This is a genomic window from Vibrio amylolyticus (assembly GCF_023145695.1).
In the GTDB taxonomy this organism is placed as follows: domain Bacteria; phylum Pseudomonadota; class Gammaproteobacteria; order Enterobacterales; family Vibrionaceae; genus Vibrio; species Vibrio amylolyticus.
Genome location: NZ_JAJHVV010000004.1, coordinates 79,720 through 104,205, shown reverse-complemented (window position 1 = coordinate 104,205; position 24,486 = coordinate 79,720). Strand labels below are relative to the sequence as shown.

Below are 24,486 nucleotides of genomic sequence, written 5' to 3'. Positions count from 1 at the left end.
GAATTACCCTAGCAAGGTTGCTCTAGCAAACTAGGTTAGAAAGATATTGTATTACTTCCTGGTGATAATTTAGTTGCAGATTGCGCCTTATCAGTCAATAGGTTAATGCTAACTGATTCGGTTGTCTCGAATTGAGTAAACCATTCTGTTGAAATCGATTGTAGCTTATCAATGTTGTCACAATGGAAGTGGTATTCAATCGTGAACTCACCATGGCCGCCGCTGTGGTCGTGGTCATGATGTTTATGATCATCATGGCTATCGTGCTTGTCGTGGTCATGATGCTTGTGGTCGTCATGGCCTTCGTGCTTGTCATGGTCATGATGTTTGTGGTCGTCATGGCTATCGTGCTTGTCATGGTCATGATGTTTGTGGTCGTCATGGCTATCGTGCTTGTCATGGTCATGATGTTTGTGGTCGTCATGGCTATCGTGCTTGTCATGGTCATGATGTTTGTGATCATCACCGCCCAACGTATGTGTCACTGATTTAAATTCCAACTCACATTTAGCTGAGGCATTCAAAGCAAAAATATTATCGACATCATTGAGGATGTTCACCGCACTGGCTAACTTCTCTTTTTGCTGTGCATTTTGTGGCGCGTGTTCGAACCCAACGACATCGGCACCAGGTGCTGTCACTTCAATCAGTAAATCGTGAGCATCTTGAGCGATATTGAACTCTACGTGACCGTGAACGTGAGCATCGTGTTGACGAAAAGTGCTTTCAGCTAAAATTGGCGTGCTCATCAGTAAAGCGATACTAACAGCAAGAGTTGTTTTGATTTGCATTGGATCTAATCCTTAAAAATTTGAATATAAAAATTACACTACAGTTTTGAGATTAGTTGAATTAGGTGGAGAACGCGCCATATAAGCGTGGAAGCCTATAACAACGTTCTCGGCCGTATAATCAAACGAAAAAACATCTCGGGCGATCAAATTAGCCCAAGCTGACGCGTGCTGATTGAGGCCGTGACTGACTGCTGAAAAGAGCTGGCAATGGTGATCGCTATGATGATCTGGATGAAAGTCGAACTGGTGCTCGATAGCCGCAAAATTAAGCCATAGCACGCCAACTAAAGCACCTAATGTAAGCAGTCGCTGGATAGAAGTTATTGGCTTAATCATAAGTATGGACGTCGTGTATAAACTTTAACTGTTATAGTATAACAATATTGTGGCTGTGAATGTCAGGGTAATTTGAGCAAAAATGAGGTGACTTTTTGATAATGTAGATGAAAAACGCGATAGCGCTTAGGCTATCGCATAGTGTTCTCGCGATTTGTTTGATGTCGAGTTTATAAATGCTCGCGAATCAGTGTAATAACTGAGGCCACCTCACTCTCGTCTAGTGCACCCTCTTTAACAAACACAACCTTACCTAGCTTGTCTTGTACAATAATTGCTGATGACTCTTCTTCAAGTTCCCATGCACTCGCAACCGCCCCATCAGCGTCTAATACCATGGAAGACCAAGGGAACTCTTTTTTACTATTTTGAGCTTTTGATTTAACTATCGAGCCTGTTCCCCACATCGCATCATCTTGATTAATGATTGTTGTCGTTTGGTAGGCGTCTTCTGGAAATTTAGCTGCTGTTATTGCAGCCATTAAGGGGGCATTGAGCTCTTTAGAGCTTCCTCTGCCTGCTATAGCTTGGATTACTCGTACTTTACCAAGCATGGTTTGATTGCTCCATGCTTGGTATTCAGCCTCGCCATCATTAAGTATGATTTCGCCATGTTTTTTAACATCGACATCTAAAACTGGCTCGCCTAAAGTGATGTTGTGAGCGGATGCTAAGAGTGGAGAGCAAGCAAGTAGGAGGGTAAGAAGTTGTCTGTTTTTCATTATTATATTCCTTTTGATAGTGCCAAAAAAGTATATACCAACCTAGATTAAGGGCTCAAAGTGCATAACCAAGTCGTGAGCTCTGTAGACTATTTACTCAATTTAATAGCAGACGAAATAGTATTAGGTGAAGCAAACCCCTGTTCCACCAAGGCCACAGTAGCCATTTGGATTCTTCGCTAAGTATTGCTGGTGGTACTCTTCAGCGTAATAATATTGTCCCGCGGGAAGTATCTCAGTGGTTATCTCTCCTTTATCTTGGTTCGTAAGGAGTGTTTGATAGTCCTGTTGAGAGTTTAAAGCGATGGTTGCCTGCTCATCACTATAAACATAAATCGCAGAGCGATACTGGGTTCCAGCGTCGTTCCCTTGTCGCATCCCTTGAGTTGGGTCATGTCGTTCCCAAAAGTGAGTAAGAAGTTGTTTAAAAGTAATGATACTTGGGTCAAAGAAGACACTCACTACTTCAGTATGCCCGGTGAGCCCAGTACAGGTTTCTTGATAGGTGGGGTTCTTTGTGTAGCCCCCCGCGTAACCAACAGAGGTGCTTGTTACTCCTTCTAATGACCAAAATAGACGCTCAGCCCCCCAAAAGCAGCCCATACCGAATAACACTTGCTGTTCATTTTCTTGTGGTTGCTTGTTGATTGGCTTTTGATTCACGAAGTGAGTGATAGGTGCGGCAATAGGGGTATCTCGCCCTGCAAGCGCTTCTTCTGGCGTTATGATTAACGAATTGGTATTCATCGTTTTGTCTCCCCTGTTATATGGAACCTAATTGTTACGTCGAGGTGAATTAATAGCGCTAATTATATGAATAGCTAAAGACTAACGGGATTAATCTAGGTATTATTTTTATTAGCGGTAACTCTCATTTGTGGTTTATATCAATTAAGCATGTTAATTAAGCGATTTCCAGTTTTTATCTTAAGCTTAGCCTTATCCAGTCTCGTTCGCGCTAACGACATTGAGATGAGTGTTGTTGGGCTAGAAGATGCATTGCAAGACAATGTCGATGCTTATTTATTATCCATTCCAGAAACGGACTATGAAGTCAGTCTGCGTTTCCAGTCTCGTCTTGAGACAAATATTACCAAGGCACTTAATGCGTTAGGTTACTACCAACCTGAATTTCGTTTCGAGATTATTGAAGACAAAGAGCTCATTGTTCATGTTTCACCGGGTGAGCCAGTTATTATTACTAAGCTGGATATTGTTATTATGGGTGAGGCTCAAACTGATCCTGACTTTTTGCAGTTAATCTCTCGTAGTGGTTTAAAGCTCAACCAACCGATAAACCACGGCCAGTATGACGGTCTAAAATCGTCGATTCGTAATATGGCTTTGCAAAAAGGTTACTTTAAAGGTGACTTTTCGGAAAGTCGCTTAGAGGTTGTCCCTAGTTTAAATCAAGCCATGATTCGCTTGCATTACGATAGTGGCATGCGCTATCACTTTGGTTCAACAGAGATAACTGGAAGCCAGATACGAGAAGAGCGCGTTAAATCTTTACAGCCTTATGAAAGTGGAGAGCCTTATCATATATCTAAGGTTGGTGAGTATAATCAAAACCTGTCCAATACCGATTGGTTCTCATCTGTCTTTGTTGAGCCTGATTTATCTCAATTAGATAATAGCCGAGAGCTTCAAATGAAGGTAGCACTTGCTCCCCAAGCAAGAAACCAACTTGAAACGGGTATTGGTTTCTCTACCGACGTTGGTGCTAGAGGCACATTAAAGTGGAAAAAGCCGTGGGTAAACGATCGCGGGCATAGCTTTGATAGTAGTATTTCACTCTCACTTCCTGAGCAAAGTATCGTTGCGGGCTACAAAATCCCTCTTGATGACGTTTTACATGAGTACTATCGGATTCAATACGGGATGAAAAAAGTCGATAGTCGAGATACTAAAAGTTTAGAGTCTAACCTCTCCGTTGGGCGTCACTGGTTACTTGATAGTGGTTGGCATCAAACAGTTCGTGTCCGTTACCTCCTTGAAAACTATGAGCAAGGTATACAAGATGATGTCGGGCATTTCGTCTTACCTGGTATCTCTTTTTCTCGAACGCGCACGAAAGGTGGCAGCATGCCAATGTGGGGGGATCGGAAAACGATAACGCTTGAATATGGCGACCCTTCACTTCTCTCTGAGACACGCTTAGTTCGTTTAGTGGGTGGAACCTCTTGGATTCGTGGTATTGGCACTAATCATCGCGGTCTATTCCGTATCGATGGTGGAGCTAACTTTACTCAAGAGTTCGAGAAGCTTTCGCCTTCACTGCTGTTTTTTGCTGGTGGTGATAATAACCTTCGGGGCTATGGTTATGAATCTATCTCACCAAAAGATGAGACAGGCGCATTAACCGGTGGTAAGTACATGCTAACCACATCGCTTGAATATCAATATCGAGTCACTGGGAATTGGTGGGTTGCAACATTCTATGATTATGGTGATGCCTTTAACGAATCCGCTGAGTTCAAAAGTGGTGCTGGTGTGGGTATTCGCTGGGGGTCACCAGTTGGCCCTATTCGACTTGATTTTGCTAAAGCTCTCGATGCTGAAGAGGGCAAAGACGAATATAGAATTCACTTCACGCTGGGCCCTGAATTATGACCAAGATAGTTTTAAAATGGTCTAAGTGGCTGTCAATCACATTTATCTCTATTGTTGTCTTATTGCTGTTGTTAGTGATTACTTTGCTTTACACCAATGTGGGCTTGAACGTGGCGTTGTGGGGAGCTCAACAGGCGCTACCTCAGTTGCAGGTTGACCACACGAAAGGGGCCATTTTCCCTCGATTTACGCTTAATCAGGTGAAATTTCAAGATGATGATCTGTTCATTGATCTTCAAGCGAAAAGTCTGACCTTAGCGATCAATCCAAGCTGCTTTTTAGAGCCCTCTATTTGTATCAATGAGCTTGCTATTGATGGGCTCGATTTTTCAATGCCTCAATTGCCAGAGTCAGAAAAGGTCGAGCCGCAAGTTGATGACAACACAAAGCCGCTAAGAATCTCGACACCGATACCGATTCAAGTTAGGCATCTTGGTCTTTCAAATATTAATCTTGATATTTTAGGTAACCAAGTTCGCTGGGAAAGCTTAACGACAGGCGCACGTTTTCAAAATAATAGATTGCGATTAACGCCGACACTGTGGAATGACATTTCATTATCTCTAGCATCTTCTAGCGAAGAGGAGGGAGCACCTCAAGCTCAAGCTAAAACAGAGGTAGATGAAGATAAAAGTCCGATAGAGTTACCGCCGTTTATCATGCCTCTTTCTGTTGTGATTGAGCGGTTTGATGTGAGTGAGTTTACCTTAGAGCAAGAATCCCCCGTTGTCGTAAACCACCTAGGTTTGATAGCCAATGCTTCTGGATCTGATGTGGCTATTACGTCATTAGCGCTAACTATGCCGGAAGTTGAGGCAGCATTAGCCGCGGAAATAACACTTCAAAATGATTACCCATTAAAGGCACAACTTTCTGCAGAGGTTAAACACCCGCAAGCGAAAGGGCAAAAAGTCTCCCTAACGGTTGATGGCAGCGTTGCTAACCTTGCGATTGACAGTGATTTTAGTGGGTTAATAAAAGCGAGCCTAAAAGCAGAGTTGCAACCACTCAAGTCGACTTTGCCTTATAGCATTCTCTTAAGTGATGCTCAGGCACAGTGGCCGTTATCAGGCAAAGCGGATTACCAAGTCGCAATAGAGCGGTTGTCCAGTTCGGGTGGTTTAGAGGGGTATGACCTCGATCTTATTGCAGATGTGAAAGGAAGCAGCTTTCCTGAAGTCTCCTTAAAGGCTAAAGGAGACGGCAATCTAGAGCAGATAAAGATTACAGAGATTCATCTCGAGACATTAGACGGCACCATCGATGGTGAAGTCTTTGCCAGTTGGAATGAGCCGATAAACTGGCAAGGTAAGCTCTATCTGGATCATATTCAGCCGGGTTTATATTGGCCTGAAGCGGAAGGTAATATCAGTGGCGATATTCATACTCAAGGGTCGCTGACATCGCAAGGTGGCTGGATAACGGATACATCGGTGATTGATATTGATGGGATCTTGCGAGACTACCCTTTGAATATTGAAGGATCGTTGCTTGCCTCTGATGAGAAAGGTAGTGGGGCTATTCATATTCAAACGCCAAGCCTTATTCTTTCTCATGGGCCTAACTCTATCGAAGCTCGAGGTGCATTGAAAGATCGCTGGAATATGCAGGTTGGGTTATCAATTCCTGAAATAGCCAAGTCGGTGCCCGATCTGAACGGCGCAGTAATAGGTGATGTATCGTTATCGGGCCAGTTGTCTGAGCCAAGTGTCAGCCTTTCTCTAACAGCAAATGATCTCGCTTGGCAGGATGAAGCAACGGTTAAACTGATAACGCTTTCTGGAGATATTAAGCCATTACCAGAGCCAACGTTGGATCTTCATCTCCAAGCAAACACTATTCAATATCAAGAGAATATCGTTGATGATGTTGATTTGAAATTGAGTGGCTCTCTTGATGAACACGAACTCTTACTCGATGTTCAATCCGATCTTATCTCAACGAGCTTGGCTATTTCAGGGGCTTTTGAGCAGCAGCCTATTATGAAGTGGGGTGGTGAGTTAGAGCGTCTATTATTGACGACAGAACAAGGCCCATGGGCCCTAAATAAAGCGACGAAAGTCAACGTTAATATTGACGAGCAGCAAGCTTTTGTTGAAGCGCATTGTTGGATACAAAGTGATTCTTCCATTTGTCTTGATGACGATATTAATGTTGGAAAACAAGGCGAAGCTCAGCTCTCCATTCACCAGTTTAGCTTTACACAATTGGCGGCCTTCATGCCACAAGATACTGCCGTGGAAGGTGTCGTTAATGCTCAAGCAAATGCTAAGTGGGGAGAGAAAGCGTTACCAGAGGTAAGCGTGCAGGTTCAAATGCCAGCTGGTCAGGTAACCAGCCTACCTAATGCCCCATTGAGTGTAGGTTGGGATTCCGTCTCTGTGAATGCAAGGCTTGCTGATAATCAGCTTGAGGCTAATTGGTTGTTAGATCTCACCGATAATGGTGAATTATCCGGTGATGTGATAATCCCTAATATTGATGATCCCGATAAGCAAATAGAAGGGGACATTCGAATATCTAAAATTGCTCTGGCCTTCCTGTCACCGATTATCGGTGAGTACAATAAATTTGATGCGCAAGTGAACTCACACTTGGAATTGAGCGGCGACCTGACTAAGCCGAACGTAGAAGGGGAACTAAGAGTCGAAGATCTTCAGCTACGTGGAGAACTCTCACCCCTTGATATTCAAGGTGGAAAAATTATCGCTACCTTTGCAGGAACCAGCGCTGAATTGTTAGCGAACATTGATACGCCAGATGGCCCATTAAATATTGAAGGTAATGCTGACTGGAGAGACCTAGAAGCATGGAGCAGTAATATTCGCGTCTTTGCGAATGAACTACTGGTCAGCCAACCTCCTATGGTTAGTGTCAAAGTTAGCCCTGATATGACCATCAGTTTGGCACCTCAGCATGCGAAGGTAACGGGAACCATCGATCTTCCATGGGGCAATATCGTTGTTAAAGATCTTCCGCCGAGTGCGATTGGCGTTTCAAAAGATCAAATACTGCTCGATGAAAACCTCCATCCCATTGAAGATTCAGGCTCTGGGGTATTTGCTATCGAAACCGATATTAAAATTACCATTGGTGATGAGTTCGCGTTATCGGCATTTGGTCTTGAAGGGAACTTGGTTGGTCAGCTGAATGTGACGCAAAAGGACAAAGGACCAATTATTCATGGTGAAATAAATATCGTCGATGGAGCGTATCGATCATTTGGTCAGGATCTGATGATCGATGAAGGTAAAATATTAATGAATGGCCCCGTCGATCAGCCGTATGTGTCCATCAGTGCGATTCGAAACCCAGAGAATACCCGAGATGATGTGGTTGCAGGGGTACGAGTAGATGGTCCTGCTGAAGAACCGACAGTGACGATTTTTTCAGAACCTGCAATGCCTCAAGCGAACGCCCTTTCTTATCTTCTACGTGGGCAAGATATCGATGCTGAAACTGGTGGTAATGCAATGACGACAACGTTAATCGGTCTTAGCCTTGCGAAAAGCGGTAAGGTCGTTGGTGAAATCGGCGAAGCGTTTGGAGTTCAAGACCTACAGTTAGATACCGCGGGTTCAGGTGAAGAGGCGCAAGTTACGGTGAGCGGCTATATTTTACCGGGACTTCAGGTTAAATATGGTGTCGGTATCTTTGACTCTATAGGTGAATTCACCGTCCGCTATCGCTTAATGAACGACTTGTATTTGGAAGTCCTGTCTGGCGTCGATAACGCTGTAGATCTGCTTTACCAATTTGAGTTTGAGTGATCGGTTTCTGAGCGAGTAACGTAAAGTTTAAATGAAAGAAAGACCATGCTTAATAGGTCTTACTATGAGCTAAGTGACCTTTGGTATTTGTTACCAAGAGTTGTTTCATTTGAATCAGGAGGAAGTGATGAGATATATAGGGCTATTAATCACCTTGTTTGTTGTTGGTTGTGCTCAGCTATCAACGCCAGAATCAATGGCTGAAGCGGACTGGTCTGAATTTGGTAAACAGCGTGGTGTAGAAGGGCAACTATTCCACTCACAAGAACGATTAGCAAAATACGACACGCAAGGTGTGTTAACTGACGAGTTATACATGGCTTATGAAAATGGCTATGGCGAAGGAAAAGCGGAATACTGTTCGCAGAGTGCCCATATGTTAGGTGTTATGGGGAAACCCTATCGAGGTGTTTGTGATGACATCAATATCTGGTTTCGCCAAGATTACGACTCAGGCCGACAGTCGGGAAGCTCACTCTAATATAATGTTGTCTACTCAGTTCGAGGAGTGATGTTACAGCTGTGGTTTATCACTTCTGTAGTTGAAAGTGCCGCTTAAACAAAAATTAAACGGCACTTTAATTGTTATTTACAAGGTGTCTAAATACTATGGCTTTTTAGCTCGTTGATAAGATTCCATAATTTCATTTCTTGCTGATTGGGCATCTTCCCAACCGTCCACTTTGACCCATTTACCACTTTCTAAATCTTTATATCTCTCAAAAAAGTGAGTTACCTGTGCTTTTAAAAGCTCTGGAATGTCGTCGACATCTTGAATATTGTCATACTCTTTTGACAGTTTCGAGTGGGGCACAGCAAACACTTTTGCATCTTCTCCTGACTCATCACTCATCTTCAAGACACCAACAGGCCGACAGCGTATAACTGACCCTGGCATTAGTGGGAAAGGGGTTGGTACCAGCACGTCAACAGGATCTCCATCGAGAGAAAGCGTGTCATTGATGTAACCATAGTTACAAGGGTAGAACATGGGTGCAGACATAAAACGGTCGACAAATACCGCCCCCGTGTCTTTATCGACTTCATATTTTATTGGGTCTGCATTTGCGGGTATTTCAATAATGACGTAAATGTCATCAGGCAATTCTTTACCAGCAGGAACGGTTTTTAGGCTCATCGCAATCTCCCTGAGAGTGAAACATTTCTAATGTTGTATAAGTCTAGTTGCTAGCGAGGAAATTGAGAAAAATCCACGAAATCTTATTGTTGTCTATATTTATATAAATTAGAAATCACTAGGAATGTGAGTAATGAGACATATTTGACTGAGAGGGACGCTTTTTAGTCAAACCTCTCACTCATGACAAAGTCGATTAGGTAATTCAGTTGGTTGTAGAGAATACATAAAGGCGCGAGGCTCATGATAAAACAAAGGCAGATACTAAAATCTAAAGTACCTGCCTTAAGTTGTTTTTTAATGTGGGTTAGTCTTGGTTATTGCTAATGAACTCCTCGACTTTCAAGACCATGTTTTTCGAACCTACAAAGTATGGGACACGCTGGTGTAACTCAGTTGGCTTAATGTCCATAATACGATTCACACCATCAGATGCGATACCGCCTGCTTGTTCAATGAGGAACGCCATTGGGTTGCACTCATAAAGCAAGCGCAGCTTACCGTTCGGGTGACTCTGCGTACTTGGGTAAAGGTAGATTCCACCTTTTAGCAAGTTACGGTGGAAGTCTGATACCAATGAACCGATATAACGAGATGTGTATGGGCGTCCATCTTCAGGCTCGTTTTCTTGGCAGTATTTAATGTACTTTTTCACACCGGTTGGGAAGCGAATGTAGTTCCCTTCGTTGATCGAGTAAATATTACCATCTTCCGGTGTCATCATGTCTGGATGAGAGAGACAGAAAGTGCCAATAGAAGGATCGTAAGTAAACCCATTCACACCGTTGCCTGTTGTATAAACCAGCATGGTCGAAGAGCCGTAGATAACGTAACCCGCTGCGACTTGCTTATTACCAGGTTGAAGGAAGTCTTCTTGAGTTGGAGGGGTGCCAACAGGAGAGACTCGGCGGTAGATAGAGAAAATCGTACCAACAGAGACGTTCACATCGATATTCGATGAGCCATCGAGTGGGTCCATTAAAACAACGTACTTAGCATTTTTGTTGAGTTCTTTATTAAACGCAACGGCTTCATCTTCTTCTTCACTGGCAACGCCACAAACTTGGTCACGAGCTTCCAGCGCCGCTTTAAATTTGTCATTCGCGTAGAGATCCAGTTTTTGTTGCTCTTCACCTTGAACGTTTTCAGCTCCGACAGAGCCTGTAATATCTGCTAGTCCGGCCTTATTGATTTCTCTATTTACGATCTTTGCAGCAAGTCGAATCGAAGAAATAAGAGATGAAAGATCACCGCTAGCGTGGGGGAAGTCCGCTTGTTTTGAAACAATGAACTCGCCAAGGGTGCGCATTTCCGACATGTTATATCCTTAACAATTATGAGTGTTGGGGGCGTGGCGATAACGTTTGCCTCTTTTTGGGCTTTATGCCATCACACTCATTATAGTGTAAGCGCTAGATCTTAATTATGGTAATGAAGTAACCGATTGAGATCTCATATCATTTGTCGATTGTCAGCGATTTGCAATCTCGCTTCCTTTTAACAAGGAAATGATGATAATGAAGGATTCAATCGAAAATCACTTCGTAAGGCTAGGTTGTATGCATATTCATATCTTGGGAATTTGTGGCACATTTATGGGCGGAGCAGCAGTATTAGCGCGCCAACTTGGGCATAAGGTAACCGGCTCTGATGCCAATGTTTATCCTCCTATGAGCACGTTACTTGAATCTCAAGGTATAGAAATAATTGAAGGTTTTGACCCTTCTCAATTAGAGCCAAAGCCTGATTTAGTCGTGATTGGCAATGCAATGAGCCGTGGCAATCCATGTGTTGAGCATGTGCTTAATACCAATATACGTTACACTTCGGGGCCACAATGGTTGCAAGAGTTTCTGCTGCATGATCGTTGGGTGCTGGCTGTTTCGGGCACACATGGAAAAACAACCACATCGAGTATGCTTGCATGGATCCTAGAGTCGTGTGGCTATCAGCCGGGCTTCTTAGTTGGTGGAGTACTTGGGAACTTTGGAATATCGGCTCGCTTAGGTGAGAGTATGTTTTTCATTGTTGAAGCGGATGAATACGACAGTGCTTTTTTTGATAAGCGTTCCAAGTTCGTGCACTATCACCCAAGAACGTTAGTGATGAATAACCTAGAATTTGATCATGCTGACATCTTCGACGATCTTGAAGCGATAAAGCGTCAATTTCATCATTTGGTAAGAACGGTTCCCGGTAATGGTCGAATATTAGCGCCGAAACATAATAGTGATATTGATGACGTTCTACAGCGAGGGTGCTGGAGTGAGACTGAATTTACTGGCGATCAAGGTGAATGGCGCGCCGAGAAAGTAGAGAAAGATGGCTCTGTATTTAAGGTTTATTTACATGATGAATGCGTAGGGCAAGTGACGTGGGATTTAGTGGGCGATCATAACGTTGATAACGCACTAATGGCTATCTCGGCAGCTAGGCATGTAGGCGTTACACCCGATCTAGCCTGTGAAGCACTGGGAGAGTTTATCAATACTAAGCGCCGTTTAGAGCTTAAAGGTGTGGTCAATGATGTGACTTTGTATGATGACTTCGCTCATCACCCAACAGCCATTGAACTCACTTTGGATGGGTTACGTAATAAAGTCGGCGACAATAAAATCATTGCGGTGCTAGAGCCTCGCTCTGCGACCATGAAGCGCGGCGTGCATAAAGAGACGTTAGCCACTTCACTAATCAAAGCTGACTCCGTTTACCTGTATCAACCAAGCAATATCGATTGGTTACTACAAGATGTTGCGGATAAATGTCATCAAGAAACAACGGTTTGTCATGATATTCATGATTTAGTCGCTAGCATTAGTGAAGAAGCGCGACCGGGCGATCAAATCTTAGTCATGAGTAATGGTGGCTTTGAAGGTATCCATACTAAGCTTCTAGAAGCATTAAAAGTATAATTAGTATTAAAATACGGTGAACAAAAAAGTTGTATCTATGACTAAGCAGAATCAAAAGGCCATTACGTTGGCATTTACTGGTGCTTCTGGCGCCCCCTATGGTATTCGTTTATTAGAATGCCTACTGGCAGCAGACTACAAAGTGTATCTGCTGATCTCTTCTGCTGCCCGTGTTGTTCTTGCGACAGAGCATGGATTGAAACTGCCAAGTGGCCCTGATGCTTGTAAGAAAGCACTTATAGAGCATTTAGGGTGTAGTGCTGAGAATCTTGAAGTGTGTGGTAAAGAGGACTGGTTCTCACCTGTGGCGTCAGGTTCTGCAGCACCAAAACAGATGGTAGTCTGCCCATGTTCAGCGGGCAGTGTAGCGGCTATTGCACATGGAATGTCAGACAATTTGATAGAGCGTGCCGCAGATGTCGTTATGAAAGAGCGTGGACAATTATTGCTTGTGGTTCGAGAAACACCATTCTCAACCCTGCATTTAGAGAATATGCATAAGCTCTCTCAAATGGGGGTGACCATTATGCCTGCCGCTCCAGGTTTTTATCATCAACCAAAATCCATTGACGATCTCGTAGACTTTATGGTGGCAAGAATCTTGGATCACTTAGGTATAGAGCAAGGTTTGGTCCCTCGGTGGGGATACTCAAAATAGTCCATTGATTATACTTATGGATAAGTTAGTCAATACGAATTACAATCATTAACGACTCATCGGGGAGCCAGACACAAGAGAGTGTGTCAGCTGAGATCAAGCCAAGCTTGGGACCCGCACACCGTTTAACAGAACTTTCGGTTTAAACGGTTATTAACCTGAACCAGATAATGCTGGCGTAGGAATTGAGTGTGGAGCGTCGATCTTATGTCTACCCATGACAGTGATATAGATTTTAATGAAAAATCTTATCGACTATCACGCCTTCACCCCCTGTTTCTGCGCTGCTCAACTAAGGAGAGCGAGCAGTGAAAACCCCTCTAAACGCAATTACTCTAGCCACGATGGCATCTTTGTCAGTCGTATCAATGCAGCTTCAAGCCTCAGAAACACTGACGGTTTATACCTACGATTCATTTGCTTCTGATTGGGGGCCTGGTCCTGCGGTTGAAAAAGCGTTTGAAGCTCAGTGTGGCTGTGATTTAAATTTTGTCGCCCTTGATGATGGCGTGACTATTTTGAATCGCCTCCGATTAGAGGGTAATAGAACCAAAGCTGATATCGTATTGGGCCTTGATAACAATTTAATGGCCGAAGCGAAGAAAACGGGCTTACTGACTACTCACAGTGTTGATACATCAAATGTGACTCTTCCGAACGGATGGAGTGACGAGACGTTTGTGCCTTATGACTTCGGTTACTTCGCTTTTGTATACAACAAAGAGACATTAGCAAACCCACCAAAAAGCTTAAAAGAGCTAGTCGAAGAGCGTGATGACCTGAAAGTGATCTATCAAGATCCACGCACATCTACACCAGGCCAAGGGCTGCTACTTTGGGTGAAGTCAGTATATGGCGATGAGAGTAGCGAAGCATGGCAACAGCTTGCGAAGAAAACAGTGACGGTGACTAAAGGTTGGTCAGAAGCGTACTCTATGTTTTTAAAAGGGGAATCCGACCTTGTTCTGTCATACACCACATCGCCTGCTTATCACTTGATTGCTGAAAATGATTCGAAATTTGCTGCGGCCGATTTTGCGGAAGGCCACTACACACAAGTAGAAGTCGCCGCTAAAGTAAAAAGCTCAACCAATCAAAAATTGGCCGATGAGTTTATGGCGTTTATTTTAAGTGATGAATTCCAATCAGCAATGCCTACGGGCAACTGGATGTATCCAGTAACGGATATTGAACTCCCTCTAGGCTATGAAACGCTGACCTTGCCACAAAAAGCGCTAAGCTTTAGTTCTGATAAAGTAGCAGAAGAGCGTAAGGGTTGGATTCGTGAATGGCAAAGTGCACTAACGATGTAAGCCATAGGGCTGAAAGTAAGGGACATCATATTAAATTGCTTGAGGCGCGGTATTGAACACCATTCCTAAGATTGGCATTTGGGTCGCGATAGCTATCGCGGCCTTTGTCATTTCGGCATTAGCAGCGCTATTATTCGAAGCGCCATCATTGGAGTTGGGCCAGATTTGGCACGACCCTTATTATCGTCATGTGACGAAATTTAGTTTTTATCAAGCTTTGCTCTCTTCATTGCTTAGCGTGGGCTTTGCTATCCCTGTTGCTCACGCGCTATCGCGACGTCAATTTCGTGGCAAGGAAATTCTACTAAAGCTCTTTGCCACCACATTAGTTTTACCTGTGTTAGTCGGTGTATTTGGTTTGTTGGCTATTTATGGTAATAGCGGCTTAATCGCTCAGTGGTTACAAAGCATTGATAGGACGATGCCATTTTCTATCTATGGTTTGAATGGAATCTTACTTGCGCATGTTTTCTTTAATCTTCCTTACGCGAGTCGCTTATTACTTCAGGCATTAGATACGGTTCCAAGTGAGCAACACAAGTTATGTGCCCATTTAGGTATGAGTCATTGGAATAAGTTCAAATGGGTGGAGTGGCCTCGCCTCAAACAGCAACTTCCCCATGTGTTTGGGCTTGTTTTCATGCTCTGCTTTACGAGTTTTGCTACCGTGATGGCGTTGGGTGGAGGCCCCAAATCAACGACCATTGAGCTTGCCATCTATCAAGCGATTAAATTTGATTTTGATCTTCAAGCAGGCGCACTGCTTGCGATATGGCAGATGTTACTTTGCGCGGTAATTGCCTTTAGTATTCAACGTCTATCAAAACCGTTATCGGTTAGCTCTGGGTCCATTAATAAACAGCTCTATATAAGTAATGATAATTGGCTCTCTAAAGGGTGGGATAGCTTTTGGATCATGGTAGCTCTATTACTCGTATTACCGCCTTTAGTGATGGTTATCATCAGTGGAATCAATAGTCAGTTACCGGTTGTATTAATGGATAACCGTTTTTGGTTAGCGCTGTGGTCTTCGCTTAAAGTTGCGAGCCTTGCCAGTATTATTGCTGTTGTGGTCGGTGTCAGCATCCTTACCACGAGTCGAGTTCTACGCCTTAGAAGTCAGCATCGTCATGCGGATCAGATAGAGTTGATGGGCACGATTATATTAGTAACTCCGGGGCTAGTGGTGAGTACAGGGCTGTTTCTACTGCTACGTAACTTCACCGATGTATTCAGTGTTGCAGGTGTTGTTGTCGTGCTGGTTAATGCACTCATGGCTCTGCCTTACGTGATTAAAACACTGGCTCAGCCGATGCTGCATATTGCTCAGCAATATCAGTATGTGTGTGCCAGTTTAGGCATGAAAGGTTGGCAACGCTTTAAAGTGGTTGAGCTTAGAGCTTTACGCAAGCCGATGGCGCACGCTTTTGCCATCAGCTTTATGTTCTCTATTGGTGATTTAAGTGCGATTGCCTTGTTTGGTAGTCAAGAGTTTAGAACGCTTCCTTTGTATCTGTTTCAACTGCTAGGTAGTTATCAAATGGAAGCGGCCGCGGTTGTCTCTGTAACTCTACTGCTACTTAGTGTGAGCTGTTTTGCCATTATGGAAACCCTGTTTAAATCGAATGCGAGCGTGGATAAATGCTGAATTTAAAAAGTGTCAATTACCATTATCACCAAGAGTGTTTTTGCTTTGATTTAAAGATAGAGAAAGGCACGATAACGGCGCTAATGGGCCCAAGTGGTGCAGGTAAATCGACGTTATTGAGTTTAGTCGCGGGTTTTATTGAACCTGTTTCTGGTGATATTGAAGCACAGGGTCGTTCCGTTGTAGGGAAGGCCCCTTATCTGCGCCCATTTTCGATGTTATTTCAAGAGCATAATCTTTTTGCTCATTTGACGGTTAGAGAGAATATTGGCTTAGGCTTACACCCAGGTTTGAAGCTGACTAAGCAGCAACAGCAGCTGATCATTGACTCTGCCCGACAAGTGGGAGTGGATCAGCTACTTGATCGTCTACCTGAGCATTTATCGGGCGGACAAAGACAACGTGTTGCCCTAGCTCGATGTTTTGTTCAGCCTCACTCTATCTGGTTACTGGATGAGCCTTTTTCGGCATTAGACCCAGTATTAAGAGAGGAGATGTTGGCGTTAGTTAAACGCTTGGTTAAGGAACGTAATATTACGGTATTAATGGTGACACATCATATCAATGACGCCAAAGCCATTGCGAGCCATTATGCCTTCATAGCTAATTATCAAGTTGAGTCTGCTGGGCGTATTGAGGAATTAACGGAACAGCATAGCAACAAGCAATTAGCTGAATTTGTGTTAGCGGCTCAATAATATTCTTCACAGATAGCAAAAGGGTTGATGAAAGTTCATCAACCCTTTGGTCTACTTTTAGAAATACTCTTCACCTATGACAGCTTAGCTATCGCTAGATTCATGCAGCTCTCTTAGTACTTGGAATACCTCACGGAAAGCTTTTGCAGGCTTGCCTGCTTTTTTCTCTTTGGCTGCCTGACGAGCAAGCTGACGCAGACGTTGGCGATCTGTATTTGGGTATAAATCCATTACATCAGCAATCGCGCTATCGCCTTCTTCAACGACTCGGTCACGCAGTTTTTCAAGTTTGTGAAACTCAACTGTTGCTTGTGAGTGCTTGTTGCGGATCTTATCTAACCCAGCCTGTAGTGGCTCCGTATCGATGGTGCGCATCATCTTACCAATGTATTGCAGTTGGCGACGCTTTGCCTCATTTTTGAAGCGCTGTGCATCTTTAATTGCATCAGCAAGATCTTCACTCATTGGGATCTTTTTCAACATAGCAGGTGTCAGAGCAACCAGCTCTTCGCCCAACTTTTGCAGAATATCCATATCGTGCTTCATTTCGGTCTTACTGACCCAAATGATCTCTTCTTCTGGTTCCCAAGGCGCTTTTTGATTTTTACGAGCCATCTTTTCTGCCTATATCACTGTCTTAAACTAATATTAGGCCTATTTTAACAACAATCGTGGGGAGATTGGGAAATTCTTGTTATCCTTAGCCAATATAATTCAAAAATGACTTAGATTAGATATGGATGTAAAACAACAAGTCGCTCAACAGCGCGTTGATTTAGAAGCTGCAGTTGCTAAAGCTCTCGAAATGGCTTCAGTGAGTGCTGATGCCGCAGAAGTCGCGATTACAAAATCGACAGGACTTAGTGTTTCCACTCGCATGTGTGAAGTTGAGAATGTCGAGTTTAATAGTGATGGTGCACTCGGCATTACTGTCTATCGTAATCAGCAAAAAGGCAGTGCATCGACATCTGATCTGAGTGATAAAGCGATTGCACAAACCGTCGCTGCAGCATTAGATATCGCTCAATACACGTCTGCAGACCCACATGCAGGTCCTGCACCTGCAGAGTTTATGGTTAAGGAGATTCCTGACCTAGACCTTTTCCACCCAGACACGCCCGATCCAGACTATGCCGCGAAAATCGCCATTGCAGCAGAGCAGAAAGCATTGTCGATCAGTGACAAGATTAAGCAGAGCGACGGCGCAAGCTACGACAGCCACTATGGTGTGAAAGTGTATGGTAACAGCCATGGCTTATTAGCGAGCTATGCTTCAAGCCGTCATAGCACAAGCTGCTGCGTGATTGGTCAGGGTAAAAATGGCGAGATGGAGCGTGACTACAGTTATACACTTGCTCGTCATCGTGATGAGCTTTGGACGCCTGAAACCGTGGGTCAGCAAGCGGCAGAAAAAACCATTAGTCGTTTAGATGCAAGAAAACTTACTACAGGCAGCTATCCTGTGATGTTTGCAGCGGATGTGGCAACAGGGTTGATAGGTCACTTAGTGATGGCTATTAGTGGCGGTAACTTATACCGTAAGTCTTCATTTTTACTGGATAAGCTAGGCGAGAAGATTCTTCCTGAGTGGTTCAATATCTCTGAGCGTCCACATGTGCTACGTGGCTTAGCCTCTAGCCCATTCGATAGCGAAGGGGTGTATACCCAAGATCGAGAGATCATTACGGATGGCGTTCTTGCGACTTATCTTATTACTAGTTATGCCGCGCGTAAGATGAATATGCAGGTAACCGGTCATGCTGGTGGTATCCATAACTGGTACGTGCAATCAACAGGACAAAATTTTGAGCAGATGCTGAAAGAACTTGGTACTGGTTTGTTGGTGACTGAAGTTATGGGGCAGGGCGTGAATATCGTCACCGGTGATTATTCTCGTGGCGCTGCGGGCTTCTGGGTCGAAAACGGTGAAATTCAATACCCAGTTTCTGAAATTACCATTGCGGGCGATCTGAAAGAGATGCTTTCACGCATTGTCGCTGTGGGTAGCGATGTGGAAACACGTTCTCAAATTCAAACGGGTTCTATTTTATTAGACTCAATGAAAATTGCGGGTGAATAGCTAGTTTAGTGAAGCTGATATAGCGAGATACTAAATAGAGAAAAGGCTTAACAGTGATTGCTGTTAAGCCTTTTTCATTTCCGATGGAAAAGCGAATGTCTTTAAATCACTGCTTTTAAATTTCAGCTTTAAATCACTAAGGTCGCAAGACCAAGGAAGACAAACAGACCAATCACATCAGTAATGGTGGTGAGCATCATACCGCCTGCGAGTGCTGGGTCGATATCCATCTTCTTAAGCATGATTGGAATACTTACCCCCGCAACACCAGCGACAAGTAAGTTGACCATCATCGCGGCCGATATTATTCCACCAAGCACCCAGTCACCTTTCCAAGCGACAACAATGGCACCAATGATCAGCGCCCACAGAATCCCGTTTAAAAAGCCAATCGCGGCTTCTTTGAGTAGTAATTCGCGTTTGTTTGAGTCACCGATATGACCAAGTGCTAGGCCACGAATCACTAGGGCCACGGTTTGGTTACCCGCAACCCCACCCATGGACGGAACGATAGTCATCAAGACGGCAATCGCTGCCATTTGCTCAAGCGTGGCTTCAAACATGTTTGAAACAGAAGCGGCGGTTAGCGCTGCAAGAACATTGACACCCAGCCAAATACTCCGCTTACGCGCGGATTTCACAACAGGGGCAAAGGTATCTTCGTCATCATCAAGACCGGCTAAGCTCATCATTGAGTGCTCGGCATCTTCACGAATAACATCAACCACATCATCGATTGTAATACGGCCGACAAGATGTTGGTTTTCATCGACAACGGGTGCAGAAACCCAGTTACGACGTTCAAATAAGCTCGCGACATCAGAGTCACTCGCTTCGACTGAAATTGCCTCATCAACGTCATTCATCACGTCTATGATGGGAATATCGGGCTGCGTGGTTAAAAGAGCAATCAGCGGCAATTGACCAATGAGTCGGCTCTCTTGATCGATAACATAGAGTGAGTCCGTTGCTTCAGGCAGCTCTCCCTTCATACGTAGATATCGCAAAACCACATCAACATCAACGTCAGCACGAATAGTGATAACGTCGGTATTCATGATACCGCCAGCAGTATCTTCCGAGTAGGAGAGAGCGGTCTCTACACGTTGACGATCGGCGGTGTCCATTTGAGACAATACTTCGCGTGAGACATCGTCTGGCAAACTACGAAGGACATAAGCGACATCATCGGTATCCATACCTTCTGTGGCTTCAGCCAACGTCTCAGGTGCCATCTTGGATACGAGGGCATCTTTTACGTCTTCGCTCAGCTCATCGAGGATCTCACCATAATCTTCAGGATCGGTGAGTTGCCAAAGGACTTCACGACTTTTACGTGGAGAGGCTTCAAGTAGGTGAGCAATATCTTCAGGTTCCATGTCTTGCAGTTGGCGTCTGACATGGACAAAGCGACCATTTTCGAGGGCGTCGGTCACTTCTTGGAGGGCTTGGTGAGCCTGATCAAATTCTATTTGCTCTGCCATTGGTTCCCCCTAGTTCCTAATACTTACAATGCTTTGAATAGTAACTTAATTCTATACCTAAGCAACTACTAATGCTGACGATGTTGGATAAAAATGAAAGTGGTAATTGATGGATAACTGAAATGAAAGTTACTCTTCTTCTTCAAAACGGTCTTCTATGAGATGACAAACAGCTTCGAGCGCATTAATTGCGTTATTTCCCTCGGCATTGATTGTGACATGCTGCCCTTGGGCGGATTCCAACATCAGCAAACCCATGACGCTATCCGCTGTTGCTTCGGTTCCTTCATGATTAATGATGGTTAGGACAGCATCAAATGATTGTGCGAGTTCAACGAGTTTAACAGCAGCGCGAGCGTGCAGACCAAGACGGTTTTGAATTAAAACAGTGCGACTTTGTTGCTGCATATTCGGGCCTTATAAAATGACTGAGAAATAGAGTAAGCGTTAAGAGTGGTGCTCTTCTAGTGATGCATGGCGAATCTGAACTTGTTTACCAAGTGATGAAAAGTATTCACCAATTTGTTGCGTGAGGTAAACAGAGCGATGTTTGCCACCCGTACAGCCGATAGCTACGGTTAAATAACTCCGGTTGTTATTCTCAAGGTTAGGTAGCCAGTTTGAGATAAATGTTTGAATCTGCTCTTTCAACTCAATAACTTCTTGGTGGCTTTCTAAGAATTCGATGATCGGTTTATCAACACCCGTCATAGGGCGAAGCGTTGGTTCCCAATGGGGGTTTGGCAGAAAGCGAACGTCAAAAATATAGTCGGCATCATTCGGCAGGCCATATTTAAACCCAAACGATTGAAACACCATAATGAGTTCTTTGCTCTCACACCCTTCTACTTTTACTCTCACCGTTTCACTCAATTCATGCAGAGACTGATTGCTGCTGTCAATAAGCAGATTTGCATGCTCTTTGAGTGGAGATAGAACGGCTTTCTCTAATTCAATTGCTTGAGCAAGAGAGGGTTTAGAGTCGCTAAGAGAGAGAGGGTGAATACGTCTTGTTTCACTGTAGCGTTTTAGTAGCGTTTCTTGATTGGCATCGAGAAACAGTACGCTGGTATTGTTGTTTTGCTTCAATTTAGTAATGAGGTCATCAACTAAATTGGGTTCTTTAGGCAGATTTCGGATGTCGATACTAACGGCGACATTCTGTTTACTGTCGTTGACGGAGTCCATAAACGCATCAAGCAGGTTGACGGGTAGATTATCAACACAGTAATAGCCGAGATCTTCAAGTACTCGTAGCGCGACACTTTTGCCCGCTCCTGAGTGACCGCTCACAACAATTAAACGCATAATAGAACTCAGTGATTAACCATAATGTCGTAAAGCTCTTCATCATTTTGAGCGTTACGCAGTTGTTTTAAGACTTGTTTATCATTGAGGCGCGCTGCCATCGATGACAACGTTTTGAGGTGTTCTTTACACTGCTCTTCAGGTACTAGCAGGGCAAATAGGAGATCAACAGGTCTATTGTCGATGGCTCCAAATTCGATAGGCTCTTCACACTGAAGCAGTACCGCGATAGCGTGATCGCTAGAGTTCATTCTGGCATGCGGAATCGCAATACCATTGCCGATGCCGGTGCTGCCTACTTTTTCACGGCTGAGCATGCATTCAAATAGCTCAGTGGAATCTTGCCCAGTTTGGTCAGCAACAATCTCGCTGATCATCTCTAAGGCTCTTTTTTTGCTGGTGCATTGAACTGCACTTTTTGTGCAGTCCAATGTTAATACTTCGCTTAATTGCATGTTAATGGCTACTTAGCTTTTCTTTGTGCTTATTAAGTTGTCTAACGAGTTTATCCACGAGTGAATCGATTGCCGCATACATACTTTCATCGTCGGCGGTTGCGTGGATATCTCCCTGATTTACGTGGAGGGTAGCTTCTGCGATCTGGCGAACTTTTTCAACCTTCAATACTACATGAACGTTATTTATGTGGTCAAAAAACCGCTCTAGCTTCTGGAATTTGGTATTTACATAGTCTTGCATTGAATCGGTAAGATCAACGTGATGGGCATTAATATTGATTTGCATAGACTTTCCTTATTCAGTTTAGGCCTTATAGCAGGCGTTTACGCTGACTTGAAGGGGCGATGCCCAAGGACTCTCTGTACTTCGCTATTGTTCGTCTAGCAACTTGAATCCCTTGCTCAGCCAGTAAGGCTGCAATCTTGCTATCACTCAGAGGCTTAGCTGTGTTCTCAGCGGCGACTAACTTTTTGATGAGAGCGCGAATTGCAGTAGATGAACACTCTCCTCCATTGTCGGTACTCACATGACTGGAGAAGAAATATTTCAACTCGAAGATACCTCTAGGGGTATGCATAAATTTCTGTGTGGTAACGCGTGAAATGGTCGATTCATGCATTTCAACGGCCAATGCTACATCATTAAGTACCATTGGTTTCATCGCTTCTTCTCCATATTCGAAGAATTCACGTTGATGTTCAACTATGCATTTAGCAACTTTGAGCAGTGTCTCATTGCGGCTTTCTAAGCTTTTGATTAACCACTTAGCTTCTTGAAGGTTGCTTTTGATGTATTGGCTATCAGGGCTATTACCCTTCCCAAGGCTTGCATATTGTTGATTAACTTTAAGCCTTGGTACGCTATCGGGGTTAATAGTCACTACCCATTTTCCGTGATCTTTATACACGGAAACATCCGGGATTACATACTCAGCATGATCAGGGGTAATGCGGCTACCTGGTCTTGGATCCAATTGTTGGATCAAAGTGAGTACGTCACGTAGATCGGCTTCTTTTAATTTGGTTTCTTTGATGATGAGTTTATAGTCACGATTGCCCAGTTGATCGATGTGATCATTGAGGACTAGCTTAGCTTCCTTAAGCCAAGGGGTCTCTTCTGGAAAGGTCGCTAATTGAAGAAGCAGGCAATCTTGCAGATTGGCAGAGCCAACCCCAAGTGGATCGAACTGTTGAATACGTTTACGAACGGCTTCAATCTCATCGAGTTCAATCTCTTCGTTATCAAAGCTTTCTAAAATATCGGTAGTGGATGTAGTGAGGTAACCATAGTCGTCAATCGCGTCAATAATGGCCAGCGCGATGGTTCTATCATTATCACTAAATGGGGTTAAGTCGAGTTGCCACAATAGGTAATCCTGTAGCGACTGAGTGGTCTCACCTTGGTATACCGGAGCATCATCATCAAACGCAATCCCTGTACTACCAGTATTGGCAGAATAGACATCCTCCCAAGTGGTGTCTATCTCAAGGTCGTTACTGATCTCTGACTTCTCGATTAGCTCAGAACTGTCTTTGACTTCTGGCTCTGCAATTTCAACGGTCGGTTCTTTCTCTTCGCGTGTGTTTTTTTCTTCATTGGCAGTCGGTTCTTCGTTACCTGACTCTTCAACATCAAGTAAAGGATTGGAATCGAGAGCTTCTTGAATTTCTTGCTGAAGATCGAGAGTCGACAATTGCAACAAGCGAATCGCTTGCTGCAACTGGGGTGTCATGGCTAACTGTTGACCTAGCTTGAGCTGTAATGAGGGTTTCATTCAGTATCGCTTACCTTGTTGTTTTTAGAATCCGCTTCACTCTCTATTTAATCATAGACGGAATTGTTCACCGAGATAAACTTGTTTTACTTGTTCATTATTGAGAACATCTGCCGGAGTTCCCTCCGCAATAAGATGCCCTTGGCTCACAATGTAAGCTTTTTCACATACATCAAGGGTTTCGCGAACGTTATGGTCGGTGATTAGTACCCCTAAGCCACGATCTCTTAAATGCTCAATGATTTTTTTTATATCGATAACAGAGATAGGATCGACCCCTGCAAAGGGTTCATCGAGAAGAATAAACTGAGGATTTGCTGCCAATGCTCGTGCAATTTCAACTCGGCGTCTTTCACCACCAGAAAGTGCCATACCTGCACTTTCCCGGATGTGCTGAATATGGAACTCTTCGAGCAGATCTTCAAGCTTATCTTGGCGCTCTTCTGGTGTCATCTCTTCACGAGTTTGAAGGACTGCCATGATGTTATCTTGGACAGAAAGCTTACGGAAGATCGAGGCTTCTTGAGGCAGGTAACCAATCCCCATACGAGAACGGCTGTGCATTGGTAGGATACTAATGTCCTTTCCATCAATGCTTATCTTGCCTTCATCGCGAGCGACCAAGCCAACGATCATATAAAATGATGTCGTTTTTCCCGCCCCATTCGGGCCAAGTAATCCAACAATCTGTCCTGACTCTACTTGAAGACTAACATCAGATACCACACGGCGGTTTTTGTAGCTCTTCGCCAGATTTTCAGCTTTTAGTATCGACATAG

The 24,486-nt window shown here is 43.9% G+C and carries 23 protein-coding genes; 9 read left to right on the top strand and 14 right to left on the bottom strand.

Annotated features, from left to right (window positions below; translation table 11 throughout):
• Nucleotides 1-35 precede the first annotated feature (35 nt).
• The 4 genes from zrgA to msrA all read right to left on the bottom strand — a co-directional run bounded on the left by zrgA (nt 36) and on the right by msrA (nt 2,599).
• Nucleotides 36-791 carry a zinc uptake protein ZrgA gene (zrgA, locus tag KP803_RS07395; RefSeq protein WP_248008204.1) on the bottom strand — a complete coding sequence of 252 codons (756 nt, stop codon included), beginning with the start codon at nt 789-791 and terminating at the stop codon, nt 36-38.
• A 33-nt stretch (nt 792-824) separates the two neighbouring features.
• Entirely contained in the window at nt 825-1,130 is a 306-nt protein-coding gene (locus KP803_RS07390; protein WP_248008203.1) for a DUF2607 family protein, read from the bottom strand.
• 170 nt (nt 1,131-1,300) lie between these two features.
• Nucleotides 1,301-1,852: a YtfJ family protein gene (locus tag KP803_RS07385; protein ID WP_248008202.1), complete on the bottom strand. Its 552-nt coding sequence runs from the start codon at nt 1,850-1,852 to the stop codon at nt 1,301-1,303.
• Between the two features lie 123 nt (nt 1,853-1,975).
• Complete coding sequence (msrA, locus tag KP803_RS07380; RefSeq protein WP_248008201.1) at nt 1,976-2,599, bottom strand: peptide-methionine (S)-S-oxide reductase MsrA; 624 nt, start codon at nt 2,597-2,599, stop codon at nt 1,976-1,978.
• A 150-nt stretch (nt 2,600-2,749) separates the two neighbouring features.
• Here msrA and tamA point away from each other — a divergent pair, with 150 nt between their 5' ends.
• From tamA to KP803_RS07365, 3 genes are all read left to right on the top strand, one after another.
• Nucleotides 2,750-4,465 (top strand): autotransporter assembly complex protein TamA, encoded by a 1,716-nt coding sequence (gene tamA / locus KP803_RS07375; RefSeq protein ID WP_248008200.1) that lies wholly within the window; start codon nt 2,750-2,752, stop codon nt 4,463-4,465.
• Entirely contained in the window at nt 4,462-8,235 is a 3,774-nt protein-coding gene (gene tamB / locus KP803_RS07370) for an autotransporter assembly complex protein TamB (RefSeq protein WP_248008199.1), read from the top strand. Before tamA ends, tamB begins: the two co-directional genes overlap by 4 nt.
• A 127-nt stretch (nt 8,236-8,362) precedes the next feature.
• Nucleotides 8,363-8,716 carry a DUF2799 domain-containing protein gene (locus KP803_RS07365; RefSeq protein WP_248008198.1) on the top strand — a complete coding sequence of 118 codons (354 nt, stop codon included), beginning with the start codon at nt 8,363-8,365 and terminating at the stop codon, nt 8,714-8,716.
• Between the two features lie 126 nt (nt 8,717-8,842).
• On the opposite strand, the gene ppa is transcribed toward KP803_RS07365, so the two are convergent.
• Together ppa and fbp are read right to left on the bottom strand one after the other, a co-directional pair.
• Nucleotides 8,843-9,373 carry an inorganic diphosphatase gene (gene ppa / locus KP803_RS07360; protein ID WP_248008197.1) on the bottom strand — a complete coding sequence of 177 codons (531 nt, stop codon included), beginning with the start codon at nt 9,371-9,373 and terminating at the stop codon, nt 8,843-8,845.
• A 307-nt stretch (nt 9,374-9,680) separates the two neighbouring features.
• Nucleotides 9,681-10,691 carry a class 1 fructose-bisphosphatase gene (gene fbp, locus KP803_RS07355; RefSeq protein ID WP_248008196.1) on the bottom strand — a complete coding sequence of 337 codons (1,011 nt, stop codon included), beginning with the start codon at nt 10,689-10,691 and terminating at the stop codon, nt 9,681-9,683.
• A 241-nt stretch (nt 10,692-10,932) separates the two neighbouring features.
• Here fbp and mpl point away from each other — a divergent pair, with 241 nt between their 5' ends.
• The 5 genes from mpl to thiQ all read left to right on the top strand — a co-directional run bounded on the left by mpl (nt 10,933) and on the right by thiQ (nt 16,602).
• Nucleotides 10,933-12,285, top strand: a complete 1,353-nt coding sequence (gene mpl, locus KP803_RS07350) for a UDP-N-acetylmuramate:L-alanyl-gamma-D-glutamyl-meso-diaminopimelate ligase (RefSeq protein WP_248008459.1) — start codon at nt 10,933-10,935, stop codon at nt 12,283-12,285.
• Nucleotides 12,286-12,322: 37 nt separating this feature from the next.
• Entirely contained in the window at nt 12,323-12,943 is a 621-nt protein-coding gene (locus tag KP803_RS07345; protein WP_248008195.1) for a flavin prenyltransferase UbiX, read from the top strand.
• A 344-nt stretch (nt 12,944-13,287) separates the two neighbouring features.
• Nucleotides 13,288-14,256, top strand: coding sequence for a thiamine ABC transporter substrate binding subunit (gene thiB, locus KP803_RS07340; RefSeq protein WP_248008458.1), 969 nt, complete (start codon nt 13,288-13,290; stop codon nt 14,254-14,256).
• 52 nt (nt 14,257-14,308) lie between these two features.
• The gene (gene thiP, locus KP803_RS07335; RefSeq protein ID WP_248008194.1) at nt 14,309-15,904 is read left to right on the top strand and encodes a thiamine/thiamine pyrophosphate ABC transporter permease ThiP; all 1,596 of its coding nucleotides are present in this window, start codon (nt 14,309-14,311) and stop codon (nt 15,902-15,904) included.
• Nucleotides 15,898-16,602 carry a thiamine ABC transporter ATP-binding protein gene (thiQ, locus tag KP803_RS07330; protein ID WP_248008193.1) on the top strand — a complete coding sequence of 235 codons (705 nt, stop codon included), beginning with the start codon at nt 15,898-15,900 and terminating at the stop codon, nt 16,600-16,602. The genes thiP and thiQ overlap by 7 nt, the downstream gene beginning before the upstream one ends.
• Before the next feature lie 84 nt (nt 16,603-16,686).
• Here the strand turns inward: thiQ and yjgA are convergent, their stop codons facing one another.
• Nucleotides 16,687-17,217: a ribosome biogenesis factor YjgA gene (yjgA, locus tag KP803_RS07325; protein ID WP_248008192.1), complete on the bottom strand. Its 531-nt coding sequence runs from the start codon at nt 17,215-17,217 to the stop codon at nt 16,687-16,689.
• A gap of 121 nt (nt 17,218-17,338) precedes the next feature.
• Between yjgA and pmbA the strand changes: the two genes are divergently transcribed.
• The gene (gene pmbA / locus KP803_RS07320; RefSeq protein ID WP_248008191.1) at nt 17,339-18,682 is read left to right on the top strand and encodes a metalloprotease PmbA; all 1,344 of its coding nucleotides are present in this window, start codon (nt 17,339-17,341) and stop codon (nt 18,680-18,682) included.
• 128 nt (nt 18,683-18,810) lie between these two features.
• Here the strand turns inward: pmbA and mgtE are convergent, their stop codons facing one another.
• The 7 genes from mgtE to lptB form a co-directional block, all read right to left on the bottom strand.
• The gene (gene mgtE / locus KP803_RS07315; RefSeq protein WP_248008190.1) at nt 18,811-20,166 is read right to left on the bottom strand and encodes a magnesium transporter; all 1,356 of its coding nucleotides are present in this window, start codon (nt 20,164-20,166) and stop codon (nt 18,811-18,813) included.
• A 129-nt stretch (nt 20,167-20,295) separates the two neighbouring features.
• Nucleotides 20,296-20,574, bottom strand: a complete 279-nt coding sequence (locus KP803_RS07310) for an HPr family phosphocarrier protein (protein WP_248008189.1) — start codon at nt 20,572-20,574, stop codon at nt 20,296-20,298.
• A gap of 39 nt (nt 20,575-20,613) precedes the next feature.
• Complete coding sequence (gene rapZ, locus KP803_RS07305) at nt 20,614-21,474, bottom strand: RNase adapter RapZ (protein WP_248008188.1); 861 nt, start codon at nt 21,472-21,474, stop codon at nt 20,614-20,616.
• An 8-nt stretch (nt 21,475-21,482) separates the two neighbouring features.
• Entirely contained in the window at nt 21,483-21,929 is a 447-nt protein-coding gene (gene ptsN / locus KP803_RS07300; RefSeq protein WP_248008187.1) for a PTS IIA-like nitrogen regulatory protein PtsN, read from the bottom strand.
• Nucleotide 21,930: 1 nt separating this feature from the next.
• Entirely contained in the window at nt 21,931-22,218 is a 288-nt protein-coding gene (gene hpf, locus KP803_RS07295) for a ribosome hibernation promoting factor (protein ID WP_248008186.1), read from the bottom strand.
• 25 nt (nt 22,219-22,243) lie between these two features.
• Nucleotides 22,244-23,707, bottom strand: a complete 1,464-nt coding sequence (locus KP803_RS07290) for an RNA polymerase factor sigma-54 (RefSeq protein ID WP_248008185.1) — start codon at nt 23,705-23,707, stop codon at nt 22,244-22,246.
• 51 nt (nt 23,708-23,758) lie between these two features.
• Complete coding sequence (gene lptB, locus KP803_RS07285) at nt 23,759-24,484, bottom strand: LPS export ABC transporter ATP-binding protein (RefSeq protein WP_248008184.1); 726 nt, start codon at nt 24,482-24,484, stop codon at nt 23,759-23,761.
• Between the last annotated feature and the right edge of the window lie 2 nt (nt 24,485-24,486).